The organism is Nocardia sp. NPDC055321 (assembly GCF_053645575.1).
In genome coordinates this window covers 257,466-271,815 of sequence record NZ_JBSHMS010000010.1, presented here as the reverse complement: position 1 = coordinate 271,815, position 14,350 = coordinate 257,466, and the positions used below count along the sequence as shown (strand labels likewise).

The window sequence follows — 14,350 nt, the reverse complement described above, 5'->3', positions numbered from 1 at the left end:
CGTTCCCGTCCATGGGGGTCGAGGGGGATTCGACGACCGCTGGAACCGGGGTGGACGTGACTCCGGCGGCGGTACGTGCGATCGGACAATTGGTATCGAAGGCCGCGGTGGATCTGCGCAGCGCGCTGGAATCGGCGGGCAGCGAGGTGGATTCGTTCCTGGACGCCGACTGGGCCGGCCCCGCGGCGACACGGTTCACCAACGGCTGGACCCAAACCCGCGACAGTGGTCTCGCGATTCTTTCGACGCTCGATTCGCTGGCGGGCAAGCTCGGTGCGGCCGCGAACACGTATGAACAGACCGAAGAGGTCTCGACCGTGCAGTTGACCAATCTGAACATGTGAAGGGCCGGGGGGCATGGAAGACGGTTTCCGGGTTGATCTCGATCAACTCGATGGCATAGTCGCGCGTTTGTCCGCGCTCGCGGGATTCATCACCGACCAGCTCGACGCGATCGATACCACGGTTGCGGGCTTGGGGCCGGGAGTATGGAATTCCGCAGCCGCGCAGGCGTATTCGGAAGCCCATCAAACGTGGGCGACGAAGGCTCGTGAGTTCGCCGCGGGAGTGAGTACCGCGCAGGAGGCCGCGCGCCTGGCACACGAACGGATTCAGCGCGCGGTGGATCTCAACAGCCGCATGCTCGGCGGGTCCTGACATGGCGATCCGCATCGAATGGGGTGTGGCGTATGCGGCGGGCAAGAAGTGTCACGATCTCGCGGGTGAACTGTCGCTGGCTTTCGGTCCGCTGCATTCAACCCTTGTGCACAATTGCAAAGGTATGGCCGGTGACGCACCAGGTTGTTTGCAGTGGGCTCAGGAATACGACACCGCCGCCGCGGACTTCACGCGGTCCGCCGCCGCTCTGGTCAACGCGATCGCGCATTACGGCGACGTGCTCTACGCGTACGGCTGGAACTACGCGGTCAGCCAACGCCCGACCAACATGCCGGAAAAACCCGTCGAATCCTCGCTCTACTACGACACCGAAATGGATATGCCGGCCGCGACTGGTGCCAATGGCCTGGGCGCCGAGCAGCGTGACGGTGACTCCGATCTCTACAACAGATTCGTCGACAAGATCCGCGACGAGCTCGGCGCGCTGCCCAACGGCGACACCGATCGGCTCGCCGCCGCGGCGTCGGCTTGGAAGACCTTCAACAGCAACGCCGCGGTCACCGGCGCGGCGGACAGCGTCGGCACCGTCATCGCCTTGTTCGAGACCCTGAGCGATCCGAACAAGGACACTTTGCTCGCTCAGCTGGGAAGTCTGCGCCAAGGTGCAACGGACCTGGCGGCAGCCGGGCTGTCCATCGGCACCGCCGTCGAGGACTACAGCACCGGCACGTCCGAGGTACGCAGTGCCATCAGCACGATTCTGAGCACGGCGATCATCGGGGTCACGGTCACCGCCGTGGTCGGGGTTATCGCCGCCTGCTTCACTTTCGGCGGAGGCGGCGCCGCGGCCGCCGGCGGCATCAGCGCGATCATCGCCAACACCCTGACCGCCTGCCGTACCGCCTACGAAGGCAGCAAACTCATCCGCATCATCGGCTTGCTGGGCCGCCTCGGTCCCAATGCGGTGGGTGTCGTCACCGCCTTCAACACCGCCAAGAGCATCCAGACGCTCACCGGCACCCTGGCCACCATCCTCGCGATCAAGGTCGCGATCGACAGCATGGACGGAGATGGCAAGCCTGACACGACTTCGGGCGGCGCGACCGCCGCCGGATCTCTCGAAGCTGCCGCGGAAGCGGTCAAGGACATAGTCACCGACGCCGATGGAAACCTGCTCGGGCAAGAGGATGCCAAAGGCGTCCAAATGGTCACCCAGGAGCAGATCGACCAGGGGAGAGCAGACCTCAAGGCCAAGCTCGGCGATCCTCAGGTACAGGCCACTCCGAAAGGTGACATCGAGGTGTGGAAGCTGTCCAGCGACCCGAAGGTCACGGTTACCTACCGTCCATTCAGTGATTCCGGAGGTGCGACCATAGACTTCAACAACGTGCCAGGTGTGGACATCAAGCGTTGGCATATTCCGCAGAATTAGATTATCTGGAAAGAGGGGATCGATGGAATCCGGCATCGAGTATATCGATCGTAGTTTCATAAACTTTCGCACATTCGAATTCGGGCCCGGCGGACATCACTGCTTCCAGTGGATTGCCATCAAAAATTACAAGTTCGACAACGTTGAGATGGCCGACCAGCAGCTGATTGCTGCGGTAATGAAGACTGTCGAGTATCGCGACGACTACGTGGGGGGTGGGGTTGATCCGCAGGGTATCGTCCATGGTCCGTATCTGCTCAGCGGTCTTTCGGTTGACTCGTACAGCGCATCGAACGGTCAGCGTGCGGTGCAGATCCTAAAGGGCTGGCTGGAAGCCTGCGGTGAAATGCCGCCAACACTCCGAAGCGCTGTGCAGAAACTGGTTGTTGATCGACTCGAGGCGCCATGCTCGACGATATACACGCTCGATGATTTGCCGAATCGCCTGCGCAGCGATTTTTCGGACATCCATCAGGCGTTCCATGAGTTCGTTATCATCGATCGGGCTCGTCTTGAACTCTTGTTGGTTGTCGCTACCGATGACTGACCGGCTGCGGTTGAACGTTTTGTATTCGCCAGCTTCGGTGTCGTAGTAGAGAGATGACTCGACGGTGATAGAGAGCTATTGGAAATCAAAGCTCACCCTATAAATTTGGAAGCGGGACATGAGCGTGACGCAATCCAGTTCGCGAATGCCTGGGCCGCGCATGTCGAGAAGATCGATCGAGACAGGGAGCTGCCCTGGTCGGACCGCACGGTGTGGAACGAGTACGACTTCTGTGCTGCCCTTTTGATTCGCGATCGTTTGCAGGACGCCATACGGGTGCTGCCTGCTGACGTTGGCAGCAGAATGATCGCCTTCGCTGCCGAAGCCGATGACAGATACTTGTCCATCACCGTGGAGGATTCGGGCAAGCGGATGGCCGCGGTCTCGAACCTCGATGTCACGGACCGTGGCTGGTGGTGGTTCAGGGTGCCCGATTCCGGGCCGATTACTCAGGACTTGGCGCGCTGGAGACAGGCGGAGAGCAGCTAGCTACCCCGAGATTCTCGCGGTCGTTTCCACAGAGTGGAGTCCGTGTTGATCGGGAGTATGTGAGCGCATAGAGTTCGGCGGGTACACGTTCTCAGGGCGGGGTGGAAGTCCCTACCGGCGGTGATGGTGTCCGGACCGACCCGGGCGCACGGGCCCGCGAGCGCCGCGTTGTCCTCGGACAGGGCGGGTCAGCAGATTCCGGTGTGAACCCGGAGCCGACGGTCATAGTCCGGATGGAAGAGAACGCGACACGGGTGTTCCTGCGCTACGGCGGCGGGGCGTTCGTGTCGTCTTGCCCTGGGTGACAACACGAACAGGAGCAGGACATGTCACCCATCTCTAGCCGCATCGCTCTGGTCGCCGCGCAGTGGCACAGCGAGATCGTCGGGCAGGCCGTGGAGGCCGCCCGCATCGGGCTCGCGGACCGGGGCTACGAGATCGACGTCATCGAGGTGCCCGGCGCCTTCGAAATCCCGCTGCAGGCAAAGCGTTTGGCCACCAGCGGCCGCTACGCGGCGATCGCCGGCCTCGCGCTGGTGGTCGACGGCGGCATCTACCGCCACGACTTCGTCGCGGGCACCGTCGTCGACGCCCTCATGCGGGTGCAGCTCGACACCGACGTCCCGGTGTTCTCCGCGGTGCTGACCCCGCACCACTTCCACGAGCACGCCGAACACCGCGACTACTTCACCCGCCACTTCGTGGTGAAGGGCACCGAGCTGGCCAACGCGATCGCCGCCACCCTGGCCCTGGAGCCGGTGACCGCGAACTGACCGCGAGCCGTGGGCGCGCGCCGAATTGCGTGCGCCCACGGCCGTCAGGCGGACGGCCGGTCGAACTCCCCGTCGCTCACACCCGCCGTGAACGCGTCCCACTCGCCGGGCGTGTAGACGATCACGTGGCCGTTCGGTGCTTTGGAGTGCCGCACAGCGACATTGCCATCGGCCAGAAACGCAACCTCTACACAGTCCGGCCCGTTCCCGCTGCGGCGGCTCTTGCGGAATTCGGCGTCCTTGACCCTCGGGTCCGTGCCGGACAGATTGTGCATCTTCCGCTATCCCTTCTTGCTGAACGTGCGTAGCAGAGTACGGGTACTGACTTCGTCGAGCGCCGCTCGCTGAAGTGCGCCCATCGCGGCGGTGTGCGTCGAGATGCTCTCATCGTCTTCGAGAGCCGCACCGCCGACAAGAGTTTCGAAGTAGACAACAGGTGTCGGCGTGCCGAGCCCCGAGTCCTTCATCGCGATGATCGTGAACGAACCGATCGCCGTTCCGAGCGGGTGCCCCGCTGCGAAGGGAACCACGCGCAGGCTGATGTTGGGTCGCTTGCTCATCTCCACGAGGTGATCGATCTGATGGCGCATGACGCGTGGCCCGCCGACCTCGGTGTGAATCGCGGACTCGTGGAGAACCGCCTTCAGCGCAATCGGTTTCGTCTTGCGGGTGATGAAGGTCTGGCGCTCCAGCTTCAGTCGTAGTCTCCGGTCGAGGGCATCTTCGGCCTCGTTTGCGAAGTAGATACGGTCAAGCGCCCGTGCGTATTCTGCGGTCTGCATGAGGCCGGGGACGATGTTGGCGTGGTACATCGTGAGCTGTTCCGCGCACGCCTCCATGTCCGCGTAGATGCGGAACCCGCCCTGGACGACATCGCGGTATCGGTACCACCAGGACTTCGACGCCGCTTGCTTCACCAGCGCAACGAGGTTCGAGTGCGTGTCCTCGTCCATCTCGAGGATCCGTGCGATCGCGTCGACCTCCGGAAGACTGATCCGCCCGGTCTCGCCCCGTTCGAGTCGGCCGAGTTTGCTGATGCTCCAACCCGGCCCGAGTTCAGCCACCACCTGCTTCAGGTCCAACCCCACGGCCTCCCGAGCAGTGCGCAGCTTCATCCCCACCTGCTTACGCGCCACCGATGCCGGCGCTTGAATCTGCTTTGCCATGAACCACCCCTCCCGTGGACGAAATGGCAATGATGTGGCTCCATTCTGGCAATGGACCTGGGACTTCGGATCAATTTCGTGGTTTTGCCACAATGGCTTTCCCACTATTGGGTCTCGGTGGTGTGCTGGTGCTGCGCCCGGTTCGGGAGGCAACCGACCCGGGAGCGACCGCGACCGTCGCTCCCGCTTCCCTCCGGCCCCGGGGTGTGCCCCCTCGGGGCCGGGCCGGGCGCACCTCATCCGTTCGCTGGGACTCGGGAGGTTGCGATGGTGATCACGACCGGAAGCTTGCTGGCGGGCGGCGTCGAGCCCGGGGAGTGGGCGGGCGGTGCGGCGGCATGACGCGCCCGTCGTTGCGGCTGCTGCCGGGAGGCGTTGGGGCGGAGCGGAGTTCGGTGCCCGCGGCACCGTCGGGGCCGGGCGCGCTCGGCGTCGTTCATCAGGGGGTGACCGACGACGTGGACGAGGCCGAGGACCAATTGCGCTCGCTCATAGCGAGATTCGGACTGTGCTGGGCTTCCGGAGCACATTCCGCGCGTGATTCGGATCTGCTGCTGCTCGACGCCGGGGACGACGCGCCGGCCGCCGAGATCCTCGCGCGCTTCGCCCTGGTACGCGCCGAGATCGTGCTGGTGCCCACGATCGCCGACCTGGTGGGACAGCTCGGCGTCGTCGTCGAGTTCGCGGACGTCCTGACCTCGAACGGCACCTGGTACCGGCGCAAGCCCGGAATCCAGCGCCTCACAGCGCATCCCGGATGAGACGACAAAACGACCGTCGGCGCGCAGTGCAGGCTGCGCGCCGACGGCTTTCCGATTCCTACCGAGATATTTGGGCAGCTCAGGCGGGAATCAGGCTCTTTTCGGGGGTCGCCGGTTCCGGGGTCGCCGGGTGGTCGTCGACCATCGTCGTCTCGTCGAACGGGAGCCGGCGGTCCAGCACCGCCTGTACCCGGAGGGGATCGATCGTCCTGGTCCAGGTGCCTATCAGCACCGTCGCGACCGCGTTGCCGGAGAAGTTCGTGACCGCGCGGGCCTCGGACATGAACCTGTCGATCCCGACTATCAGGCCGACGCCGTCGAGGAGGTCGGGGCGATGGCTCTGGATCCCGCCGGCCAGGGTGGCCAGGCCCGCGCCGGTCACGCCCGCCGCGCCCTTCGACGCGACGATCATGAACACCAGCAGGCTCAGCTGCTCGGACCAGGACAGCGGCTGACCCATCGCGTCGGCGACGAACAGCGTGGCCATCGTCAGGTAGATCGCGGTGCCGTCGAGATTGAACGAATAGCCGGTCGGCACAACGACACCCACGGTCGGGCGCTCCACGCCCAGATGCTCCATCTTCGCGATCAGGCGCGGCAGCGCCGACTCCGACGACGAGGTCGCCACGATCAGCAGATACTCGCGCGCCAGATACCGCACCAGTTTGAAGATCGACACCCCGGCCGCCGCCCGCAGCAGCGCACCCAGCACCCCGAACACGAACACCACGCAGGTCAGATAGAACGCCACCATGAGCAACGCCAGCTGCTTGACCGCGTCCAACCCGGTGCGCGCCACCACGTTCGCGATCGCGCCGAACGCGCCGATCGGCGCCAGCCACAGAATCATGGTGAGCACCCGGAACACCAGCTTCTGGATCAGCGCCACCCCGCGCAGCAGCGGTTCACCCGCCGCGCCCATGGCCTGAATCGCGAAACCGACCAGCAGCGCGATGAACAGCGTCTGCAGCACCTTGCCCGAGGTCAGCCCGGACACCAGCGTCGTCGGCACGATGTCCTTCACGAAATCCCAGGTGCCGCCCGCACTGTGCGCATCCTGCACGTACTTCGCGGTCTCCCCGGCGTGCCCCGCCACATCCAGCCCGTTGCCCGGATGCAGCAGATTGCCCACCACCAGTCCGATGGCCAGCGCCGCGGTGGACATCAGCAGGAAGTAGGCGATCGCCAGCCCGCCGACCCGGCCGATCCGCGCCGCCGCCCGCACCGAGCCGATGCCCAGCACGATGGTGCAGAAGATGACCGGCGAGATCATCATCTTGATCAGGTTCACGAACAGGGTGCCCAGCTCGCCCACCGACCGGCCGAAGCCCGGGGCCAGCCAGCCCGCCAGCACACCGGCCACCACCGCGACGATGACCGCCAGATACAGCCAGTGGGTGCGGTCCCGCTTGGGCGCGGCGCCCGTGGGTTCGTCGTCTCCCGTCCGGCCCGGCGGATTCGGCTCTGCTGTGGCGGTTGTCGTCATCGCTGTGGATTCCTCGTTCTGGGTCGCTTCGATACCGATCCGAAGTCGAAGGTGTGAGCCCGTTCACACCGTCTCGTGAAGAATGATTACCCGGGCGGTGACGCCGATCACTGTTTCGTAAGTTTTGTTCACGCGGCGCGGAGGCACAGGTGAGAAGAACGGAGTCCCGGCGCACCTTGGCCGGCCAGGTGTTCGCGGTGCAGCTGGTGGTGCTGGCGGCGGTGATCGGCATCGGCACCGCGCTCGCGGTCCTGCAGACCCGCACCGCGCACGACGACGCCACCCGCGACCGCGTCACCGACATCGCGGTGACCCTGGCCCAGGCGCCGTCCACCCTGACCGCGGTCCGCGGGGCCGATCCGGTGGCGGCGCTGCAACCGGTGACCGAACGCATCCGCGAGCGCACCGGCGTCGACTTCGTCGTGGTCATGGCCCCCGACCGCACCCGCTACACGCACACCGACCCGAGCCGCATCGGAAAACCGTTCAGCGGCACCATCGACCGCGCACTGGCGGGGGAGACGTTCACCGAGATCTACACCGGCACACTGGGACCCTCGATCCGCGCGGTCACCCCGGTGCGCGACGCCGACGGCGCGGTGGTGGCGCTGGTGTCCGCGGGCGTGACCCGCGAGCACATCGGCGATCAGGTGCGCGGCCAGCTGCCGACCATCCTGGCGGTGGCCGCCACCGGACTCGTGCTGGCCACGCTCGGCGCACTGCTGCTGCGGCGCAGGCTCTTCCGCCAGACGCACGGCCTGGCCCTGGCCGAACTGCGCGGGATGTACGAGCATCATGACGCCGTGCTGCACTCGGTGCACGAGGGCCTGCTGGTGTTCGACAAGGCCGGCGAACGCGCCGACGTGGTGAACGATCAGGCGCGCAAGCTGCTCGACCTGCCCGCCGAAGGTCCGGTGCTGCGCGGTGATCTGCCGATCTCGCTGCAGCGCTTGGGCACCGAGGTCGTGCGCGACGAGATGCACGTGACCCCGGATCGGGTCCTGGTGGTGAACCAGGACCTGGTCGAGCACGACGGGCACCGCATGGGCACCGTGCTCACCCTGCGCGATCACACCGAATTGGGTGACGTGCTCGGTGAATTGGACTCGGTGCGCGGCTTCGCCGAGGCCCTGCGCGCGCAGGCGCACGAGGCCGCCAACCGGCTGCACGCGGTGGTGACCATGGTCGAACTCGGCCGCACCCGCGAGGCCGTCGCCTTCGCCACCGCCGAACTCGAACTCTCCCAGGCGCTCATCGACCGGCTCACCGGCGCGGTGGCCGAACCGGCGGTGGTGGCGCTGCTGCTGGGCAAGGTGGAGCAGGCCGCGGAGAACGGCGTGGAACTGACGGTGACCGGGGATACCCTGCTGGACAGCACCGATCCGCTCACCGCGCACGAAATGGTCACGCTGCTGGGCAATCTCGTCGACAATGCCCTCGACGCGGTCGGGCACGACGAGGATGCCTGGGTCGAGGTGACGGTGCGGCGCGACGAGCCGGAGGAGCCCGGGAAACCGACCGAACTCCTTGTCCGCGTGGCCGACAGCGGTCCCGGCATGTCCGAGGAGGTGTTCACCCGCGCCACCGAACGCGGCTACTCCACCAAAACCGACCACCACGGACTGGGATTGGCGCTGGTGCGCCGGCTGGTGGCCCGGCACGGCGGTGAGCTGCGCGCCCAGCGCGAGCCGGAATCCGGTGTGATCGTGCGGTTCTCGCGATGATCCGGGTCATGATCGTGGAGGACGACCGGGCCATCGCCGCGGCGCACCGGTCCTACGTCGAGCGGATCCCCGGCTTCGAGGTCGCGGCGATCGCGCACTCGGGCCGCGAGGCGATCACCGCCGCCACGAGGTCACAGAAGCGTGACGAATCCATCGACCTCGTGCTGATGGATATCGGTTTACCGGATATGAGCGGTCTCGCCGTCGCGGCGGCTCTGGCGGGTCTGCGCCCGCGCCCGGACGTCATCGCGGTCACCTCCGCCCGCGATCTGGCCATGGTGCGCGCGGCGGTGGCGCACGGCGTCGTGCTGTATCTCCTGAAGCCCTTTACCTTTTCGGCGTTCCGCGAGAAGCTCGAGCGCTATCTCGAGTACCGGGCGGCGCTGCCCGCGGGGGCAGCCGCGGTGTCGCAGCAGGAAATAGACCGGGCATTCGGTGCGCTGCGCACCACCGACGCGCGCGCGACCTCGCCGAAAGGCATTGCGCCACAGACGATGGAGGAAGTATCCCGTGCGGTCCGCGCGTCGCCCGATGGAGTGTCGGCGGGGGAGTGCGGGCGAGTCGTCGGCGTTTCGCGGGTTACCGCGTGGCGATACCTGGAGCGTCTCGCCGAAGACGGCGTGGTGGAACGCCGGACCGACTACGGTCGCACCGGGCGGCCACAAGTTCGCTACACGTGGTTGCACTGAGTTCGGATTCACTACCGGTTTGCCTGTGATGTGCGGTGACTGGCATTACACGGTCAGTTGCTCGATCAATGACTGCCCAGCGTGTAACGGTTGCCACCTTCGGGACCCAGCCGGTGGTGTAACGGACGTAAAGTACGTATATATCTACCTGCGAACTTCTGAGGTATCTAATTAGCGGGGCAAACGTGCAATTGGTCGGCAAACGGTCGGGTTCGCCGGATCCCAAACGTCACCTGTGGGTACTGGGGCTCATCGCCCCGATGAGTGCGCTGCTGCCGTCACAGCTGGTGTATTGGACGAAGGCAGAGGTGTTCTGGTGGATCGGCCCGGTCATCGTTCTCATAGTCATACCGGTACTGGATTGGGTCGTCGGGGAGGACGGCAGCAATCCGCGAGATGAGGATTACGAACTACTCAGCAACGACCGGTTCTACCGGTGGTGCACCTATCTGTTCCTGCCCATCCAGCTCGCGGGCCTGATCATCGCGGCGATCATGTGGGCCGGGGACGAACTGTCCGTCGTGGACAAGCTGGGCCTGGCGGCCACCCTCGGCTTCGTCAGCGGCATCGGCATCAACGCCGCGCACGAACTCGGGCACCGCGTGGAGCGGCTCGAGCGCTGGCTCTCCAAACTCGCGCTGGCGCAGTCGGCCTACGGGCATTTCTTCGTGGAGCACAACAAGGGCCACCACGCCCGCGTCGCCACCCCCGAGGATCCGGCCAGCGCGCGCATGGGCGAGACGCTGTGGGGGTTCCTGCCGCGCAGTGTGATCGGCGGGTTCCGCTCGGCGATCGGCATCGAAAAGGCCAGGCTGCGGCGTCGCGGCCACGGCTGGTGGAACTACCGCAACCACATCCTGCAGGCGTGGTCCATGTCCGTGGTGCTCTTCGGCGCGCTGCTGCTGGGTTTCGGCTGGAAAATCCTGCCCTACCTGGTGATTCAGGCCGTGATCGGGGTCGCGCTGCTGGAGACGGTCAACTACGTCGAGCACTACGGTTTGCTGCGCCGCCGGCGACCGAACGGCAACTGGGCGCGCTGCTCGCCCAGCGACAGCTGGAACAGCGACAGGCTGGTCACCAACATCTTCCTGTTCCACCTGCAGCGGCACAGCGATCACCACGCCAATCCGGGCCGCAGGTATCAGACCCTGCGCAGTTCGGAGCAGGCGCCGCAACTCCCGGCGGGCTACGCGACCATGATCCTGCTGGCGCTGGTGCCGCCGCTGTGGCGGCACGTCATGGACGCACGACTACTCGCGCACTACGAGGGCGACATCGCCCGGGCGAACATCCAACCGCGCAAGCGCGCGCGGATTCTGTCCGAGCACGGCATGGCGGTCGCCTGACACAGCGGCCCGCGGTCCCGATGAACCAGGGGAGGGCATCGGGGTTCGGCTGACGTCGCGAAAGCAGAGCTCGCACCCTTACGGGGTGCGAGCTTTGCCGTGGGTGGGGGCAAGCGCACCCGCACCGACTAGCCTTGCGGGGGAAGCAGCCGACCAGGAGAGGCAGATGACGACCGCAGTGACCAGCATGATGACCGCCGACGTCCGCAACGGGATCGATTTCAAGGTGGCGGATCTGTCGCAGGCCGAGTTCGGCCGCAAGGAGATTCGCCTCGCCGAGCACGAGATGCCGGGCCTGATGGCACTGCGTCGCGAGTACGCCGAGGTGCAGCCGCTGCGCGGCGCCCGCATCTCCGGCTCGCTGCACATGACCGTGCAGACCGCCGTGCTCATCGAGACCCTCGTGGATCTCGGCGCGGAGGTCCGCTGGGCCTCCTGCAACATCTTCTCCACCCAGGACCACGCGGCCGCGGCCGTCGTCGTCGGCCCGCACGGCACCGAGGACGAGCCCAAGGGCACCCCGGTCTTCGCCTGGAAGGGCGAGACCCTGGAGGAGTACTGGTGGGCCGCCGAGCAGATGCTCACCTGGCCGGGCGAGCCGGCCAACATGATCCTGGACGACGGCGGCGACGCCACCATGCTGGTGCTGCGCGGCGCGCAGTTCGAGAAGTCCGGCGTGGTCCCGCCCGAGGACGAGACCCACTCCGCCGAGTACAAGGTCTTCCTGAACCTGCTGCGCGCCAGCCTGGAAGCCGACGGCACCAAGTGGAGCAAGATCGCCGACTCGGTCAAGGGCGTCACCGAGGAGACCACCACCGGCGTGCTGCGGCTGTACCAGTTCGCCGCCGCGGGTGAGCTGTCGTTCCCGGCGATCAACGTCAACGACTCGGTCACCAAGTCCAAGTTCGACAACAAGTACGGCACCCGCCACTCCCTGGTCGACGGCATCAACCGCGGCACCGATGTGCTCATCGGCGGCAAGAAGGTGCTGATCTGCGGCTACGGCGACGTCGGCAAGGGCTGCGCGGAGTCCCTCAAGGGCCAGGGCGCGCGCGTGCAGGTCACCGAGATCGACCCGATCAACGCGCTGCAGGCGCTCATGGACGGCTTCGACGTCGTCACCGTCGAGCAGGCCATCGCCGACGCCGACATCGTGGTCACCTCGACCGGCAACAAGGACATCATCACCCTCGATCACATGAAGGCGATGAAGGAACAGGCCATCCTGGGCAACATCGGCCACTTCGACAACGAGATCGACATGGCCGCCCTGGAGTCCTCGGGCGCCGATCGCCTGAACATCAAGCCGCAGGTCGACCTGTGGACGTTCAAGGAGACGGGCCGCTCGATCATCGTGCTGTCCGAGGGCCGCCTGCTGAACCTGGGCAACGCCACCGGCCACCCCTCGTTCGTCATGTCGAACTCGTTCTCCAACCAGGTCATCGCGCAGCTCGAGCTGTGGACCAAGCCGGAGGAGTACGACAACGAGGTCTACCGCCTGCCCAAGCACCTGGACGAGAAGGTCGCCAAGATCCACGTCGAGGCGCTCGGTGGCACCCTGACCAAGCTCACCAAGGACCAGGCCGAGTACATCGGCGTGGACGTCGAGGGCCCGTACAAGCCCGAGCACTACCGCTACTGAGCCCGGCCGCGCGTCGCCGGATTCCGGCGGCGCGCACCGTGCGCGGTGCGCAAGCGGTGTGAACCGCGGGCCGGCCGCCGAGTCGAGAACGGCCGGTCACCCACTGGGTGACCGGCCGTTTCGCACCCCGGATAAGCCGGGGTCGCGTCGACTCGAGGGGGAAGCCGCCTAGATGCAGATGTCCAGCAGCGGGATCCACTGCTTGCCCTGCAGGGTGCACAGCGCCGCCTGGATCAGCTGGCTCGCGCTCGAGCCGGTGCCCAGCGAACCCGACTGACCGGTGCCCGAGAGGGAGTCGAGCGAGCCGGTGCTGGGCCCGGCCACGGGCGCGACCGGGGCCGCGACGGGTGCGGCGGTGGCCACGCCGGCGGTGGAGATGACCGCGGCGATGGCGAACGCGCCGACGGCCGCGCGCGGGATCTGGTGTGCAAGACGAGATTTCATGGGGCGCTCCTTGCGGGGGACAGTGCGTGGGACCCTACAAGAACTGAAGCGTCAACATTTCAAAACCCGTCGAAAATTCGACAGGTTTGGCGCGACGGGCCTATCGGGCACCGAACTCGCGTGCCCGGACCGTGCCCCGGACCGACGCGGTCCGCCGCGTGTCGGGTGAGGCTGTCCCCGGCCGCGCGTAGCACGCGGCCGGTCGCCCGTAAGGCGACCGGCCGGTTTTAGTGCGTTGCTCTCCTTGCAGGGGGAGTGTGCGTCGCACTGTACCCACACCCGCCGGTCGTGCGCCCGGTTATGAAGCAACTACGTTTTGAACACTTGCCCCCAATTCTGCGGGGCCCGGCCTCGGCGGGTCCGCTGCCGGTGTGGTCGAGCCCCGGGCGTCCGGGTCGGCCGGGCGCATCCGGTATCGCGGCCCGCGGTCCGCGCGGGCCGGTCCGCCGGCCCCCGCGTGCTCGACGGCTCGCGCGGGGACGCCCGCCCCGGTTTGCCCGGGCATTCATTCGGTACGCTCGCGATCATGGGTGTGCTGGTTCCGGTGGAAGGGCTCGACGGTGCGGGTAAACGCACGCTCACCTCTGCCGTCGTGGGCGAGCTGACCGGGCGCGGGCTGCGGGTCGCCACGCTCGCGTTCCCCCGCTACGGGGTGTCGATCCACGCCGATCTGGCGGCCGAGGCGCTGCGCGGCGGGCACGGCGACGTGGCCGCCTCGGTGAACGCCATGGCGCTGCTGTTCGCGCTCGATCGCTACGACGCCCGCGACGAACTCTCGAAGCTGCTGGCGGACAACGACATCGTGCTACTCGACCGCTACGTGGCCTCGAACGCGGCCTATTCCGCCGCCCGGCTGGAACAGGACGCAACGGGCGAAATCATTACCTGGGTCGCGGAATTGGAGTTCGAGCGCTTCGGACTCCCCGTCCCGAAACTCCAGATTCTGCTGGATGTCCCGGTTAGTGTTGCCGAGGAGCGTGCTCGATCGCGCGGGGAGGCCGATGCGACGCGCGCGCTCGACGCGTACGAGAAAGACGGCGGACTCCAGCGGCGCACCGGAGCCGTCTACCGTGAACTGGCCGAAATGAACTGGCGCGGGCCATGGTGGACGCATCGGACCGGTGACGATCCGGCAACACTGGCGGCGCGGATCGCGGAAAACGTTGCTGGATAGGGTTGGATGTGCGCCGACAGGTCACGAGTGTTGGCGTGGCGGCCTGATCGGAGCCGGGA

Annotated in this window: 16 protein-coding genes and 1 riboswitch; of the genes, 12 read left to right on the top strand and 4 right to left on the bottom strand. The window is 66.5% G+C overall.

Annotated elements, in window-relative coordinates; all coding sequences use genetic code 11:
• Positions 1–11: 11 nt before the first annotated feature.
• The 6 genes from ACWIGI_RS18550 to ACWIGI_RS18525 all read left to right on the top strand — a co-directional run bounded on the left by ACWIGI_RS18550 (position 12) and on the right by ACWIGI_RS18525 (position 3,859).
• A complete protein-coding gene (locus tag ACWIGI_RS18550) occupies positions 12–344 on the top strand; it encodes a WXG100 family type VII secretion target (RefSeq protein ID WP_354987336.1) in 333 nt (110 codons plus the stop codon).
• A gap of 13 nt (positions 345–357) precedes the next feature.
• Positions 358–657, top strand: coding sequence for a WXG100 family type VII secretion target (locus tag ACWIGI_RS18545; protein ID WP_354987337.1), 300 nt, complete (start codon positions 358–360; stop codon positions 655–657).
• 1 nt (position 658) lies between these two features.
• Positions 659–2,050, top strand: a complete 1,392-nt coding sequence (locus tag ACWIGI_RS18540; protein ID WP_454203619.1) for a hypothetical protein — start codon at positions 659–661, stop codon at positions 2,048–2,050.
• Positions 2,051–2,072: 22 nt separating this feature from the next.
• Positions 2,073–2,597 (top strand): hypothetical protein, encoded by a 525-nt coding sequence (locus ACWIGI_RS18535; RefSeq protein WP_454203618.1) that lies wholly within the window; start codon positions 2,073–2,075, stop codon positions 2,595–2,597.
• Between the two features lie 105 nt (positions 2,598–2,702).
• Complete coding sequence (locus ACWIGI_RS18530; protein ID WP_454203617.1) at positions 2,703–3,086, top strand: hypothetical protein; 384 nt, start codon at positions 2,703–2,705, stop codon at positions 3,084–3,086.
• An 83-nt stretch (positions 3,087–3,169) separates the two neighbouring features.
• Positions 3,170–3,335: riboswitch (FMN riboswitch) on the top strand.
• Between the two features lie 77 nt (positions 3,336–3,412).
• Positions 3,413–3,859, top strand: coding sequence for a 6,7-dimethyl-8-ribityllumazine synthase (locus tag ACWIGI_RS18525; RefSeq protein ID WP_454203616.1), 447 nt, complete (start codon positions 3,413–3,415; stop codon positions 3,857–3,859).
• Between the two features lie 44 nt (positions 3,860–3,903).
• Here the strand turns inward: ACWIGI_RS18525 and ACWIGI_RS18520 are convergent, their stop codons facing one another.
• Both ACWIGI_RS18520 and ACWIGI_RS18515 read right to left on the bottom strand, forming a co-directional pair.
• Positions 3,904–4,134: a DUF397 domain-containing protein gene (locus tag ACWIGI_RS18520; RefSeq protein ID WP_454203615.1), complete on the bottom strand. Its 231-nt coding sequence runs from the start codon at positions 4,132–4,134 to the stop codon at positions 3,904–3,906.
• A gap of 6 nt (positions 4,135–4,140) precedes the next feature.
• A complete protein-coding gene (locus ACWIGI_RS18515) occupies positions 4,141–5,025 on the bottom strand; it encodes a helix-turn-helix domain-containing protein (protein WP_454203613.1) in 885 nt (294 codons plus the stop codon).
• Positions 5,026–5,420: 395 nt separating this feature from the next.
• Here ACWIGI_RS18515 and ACWIGI_RS18510 point away from each other — a divergent pair, with 395 nt between their 5' ends.
• A complete protein-coding gene (locus tag ACWIGI_RS18510) occupies positions 5,421–5,786 on the top strand; it encodes a hypothetical protein (protein WP_454203612.1) in 366 nt (121 codons plus the stop codon).
• A gap of 79 nt (positions 5,787–5,865) precedes the next feature.
• Here the strand turns inward: ACWIGI_RS18510 and ACWIGI_RS18505 are convergent, their stop codons facing one another.
• Positions 5,866–7,272, bottom strand: coding sequence for a cation:dicarboxylate symporter family transporter (locus tag ACWIGI_RS18505; protein ID WP_454203611.1), 1,407 nt, complete (start codon positions 7,270–7,272; stop codon positions 5,866–5,868).
• Between the two features lie 149 nt (positions 7,273–7,421).
• On the opposite strand from ACWIGI_RS18505, the gene ACWIGI_RS18500 reads away from it, so the two are divergent.
• The 4 genes from ACWIGI_RS18500 (at position 7,422) to ahcY (ending at position 12,673) form a co-directional block, all read left to right on the top strand.
• Positions 7,422–8,996, top strand: coding sequence for a sensor histidine kinase (locus ACWIGI_RS18500; RefSeq protein ID WP_454203610.1), 1,575 nt, complete (start codon positions 7,422–7,424; stop codon positions 8,994–8,996).
• A complete protein-coding gene (locus ACWIGI_RS18495) occupies positions 8,993–9,685 on the top strand; it encodes a response regulator (RefSeq protein ID WP_454203609.1) in 693 nt (230 codons plus the stop codon). The genes ACWIGI_RS18500 and ACWIGI_RS18495 overlap by 4 nt, the downstream gene beginning before the upstream one ends.
• Positions 9,686–9,945: 260 nt before the next feature.
• A complete protein-coding gene (locus ACWIGI_RS18490) occupies positions 9,946–11,031 on the top strand; it encodes an alkane 1-monooxygenase (protein ID WP_454203670.1) in 1,086 nt (361 codons plus the stop codon).
• Between the two features lie 166 nt (positions 11,032–11,197).
• Positions 11,198–12,673 (top strand): adenosylhomocysteinase, encoded by a 1,476-nt coding sequence (gene ahcY, locus ACWIGI_RS18485; protein ID WP_454203608.1) that lies wholly within the window; start codon positions 11,198–11,200, stop codon positions 12,671–12,673.
• Positions 12,674–12,841: 168 nt separating this feature from the next.
• Here the strand turns inward: ahcY and ACWIGI_RS18480 are convergent, their stop codons facing one another.
• Entirely contained in the window at positions 12,842–13,117 is a 276-nt protein-coding gene (locus ACWIGI_RS18480; RefSeq protein WP_454203606.1) for a hypothetical protein, read from the bottom strand.
• A gap of 526 nt (positions 13,118–13,643) precedes the next feature.
• Here ACWIGI_RS18480 and ACWIGI_RS18475 point away from each other — a divergent pair.
• A complete protein-coding gene (locus tag ACWIGI_RS18475) occupies positions 13,644–14,291 on the top strand; it encodes a dTMP kinase (protein WP_454203605.1) in 648 nt (215 codons plus the stop codon).
• The last annotated feature ends 59 nt before the right edge of the window (positions 14,292–14,350 follow it).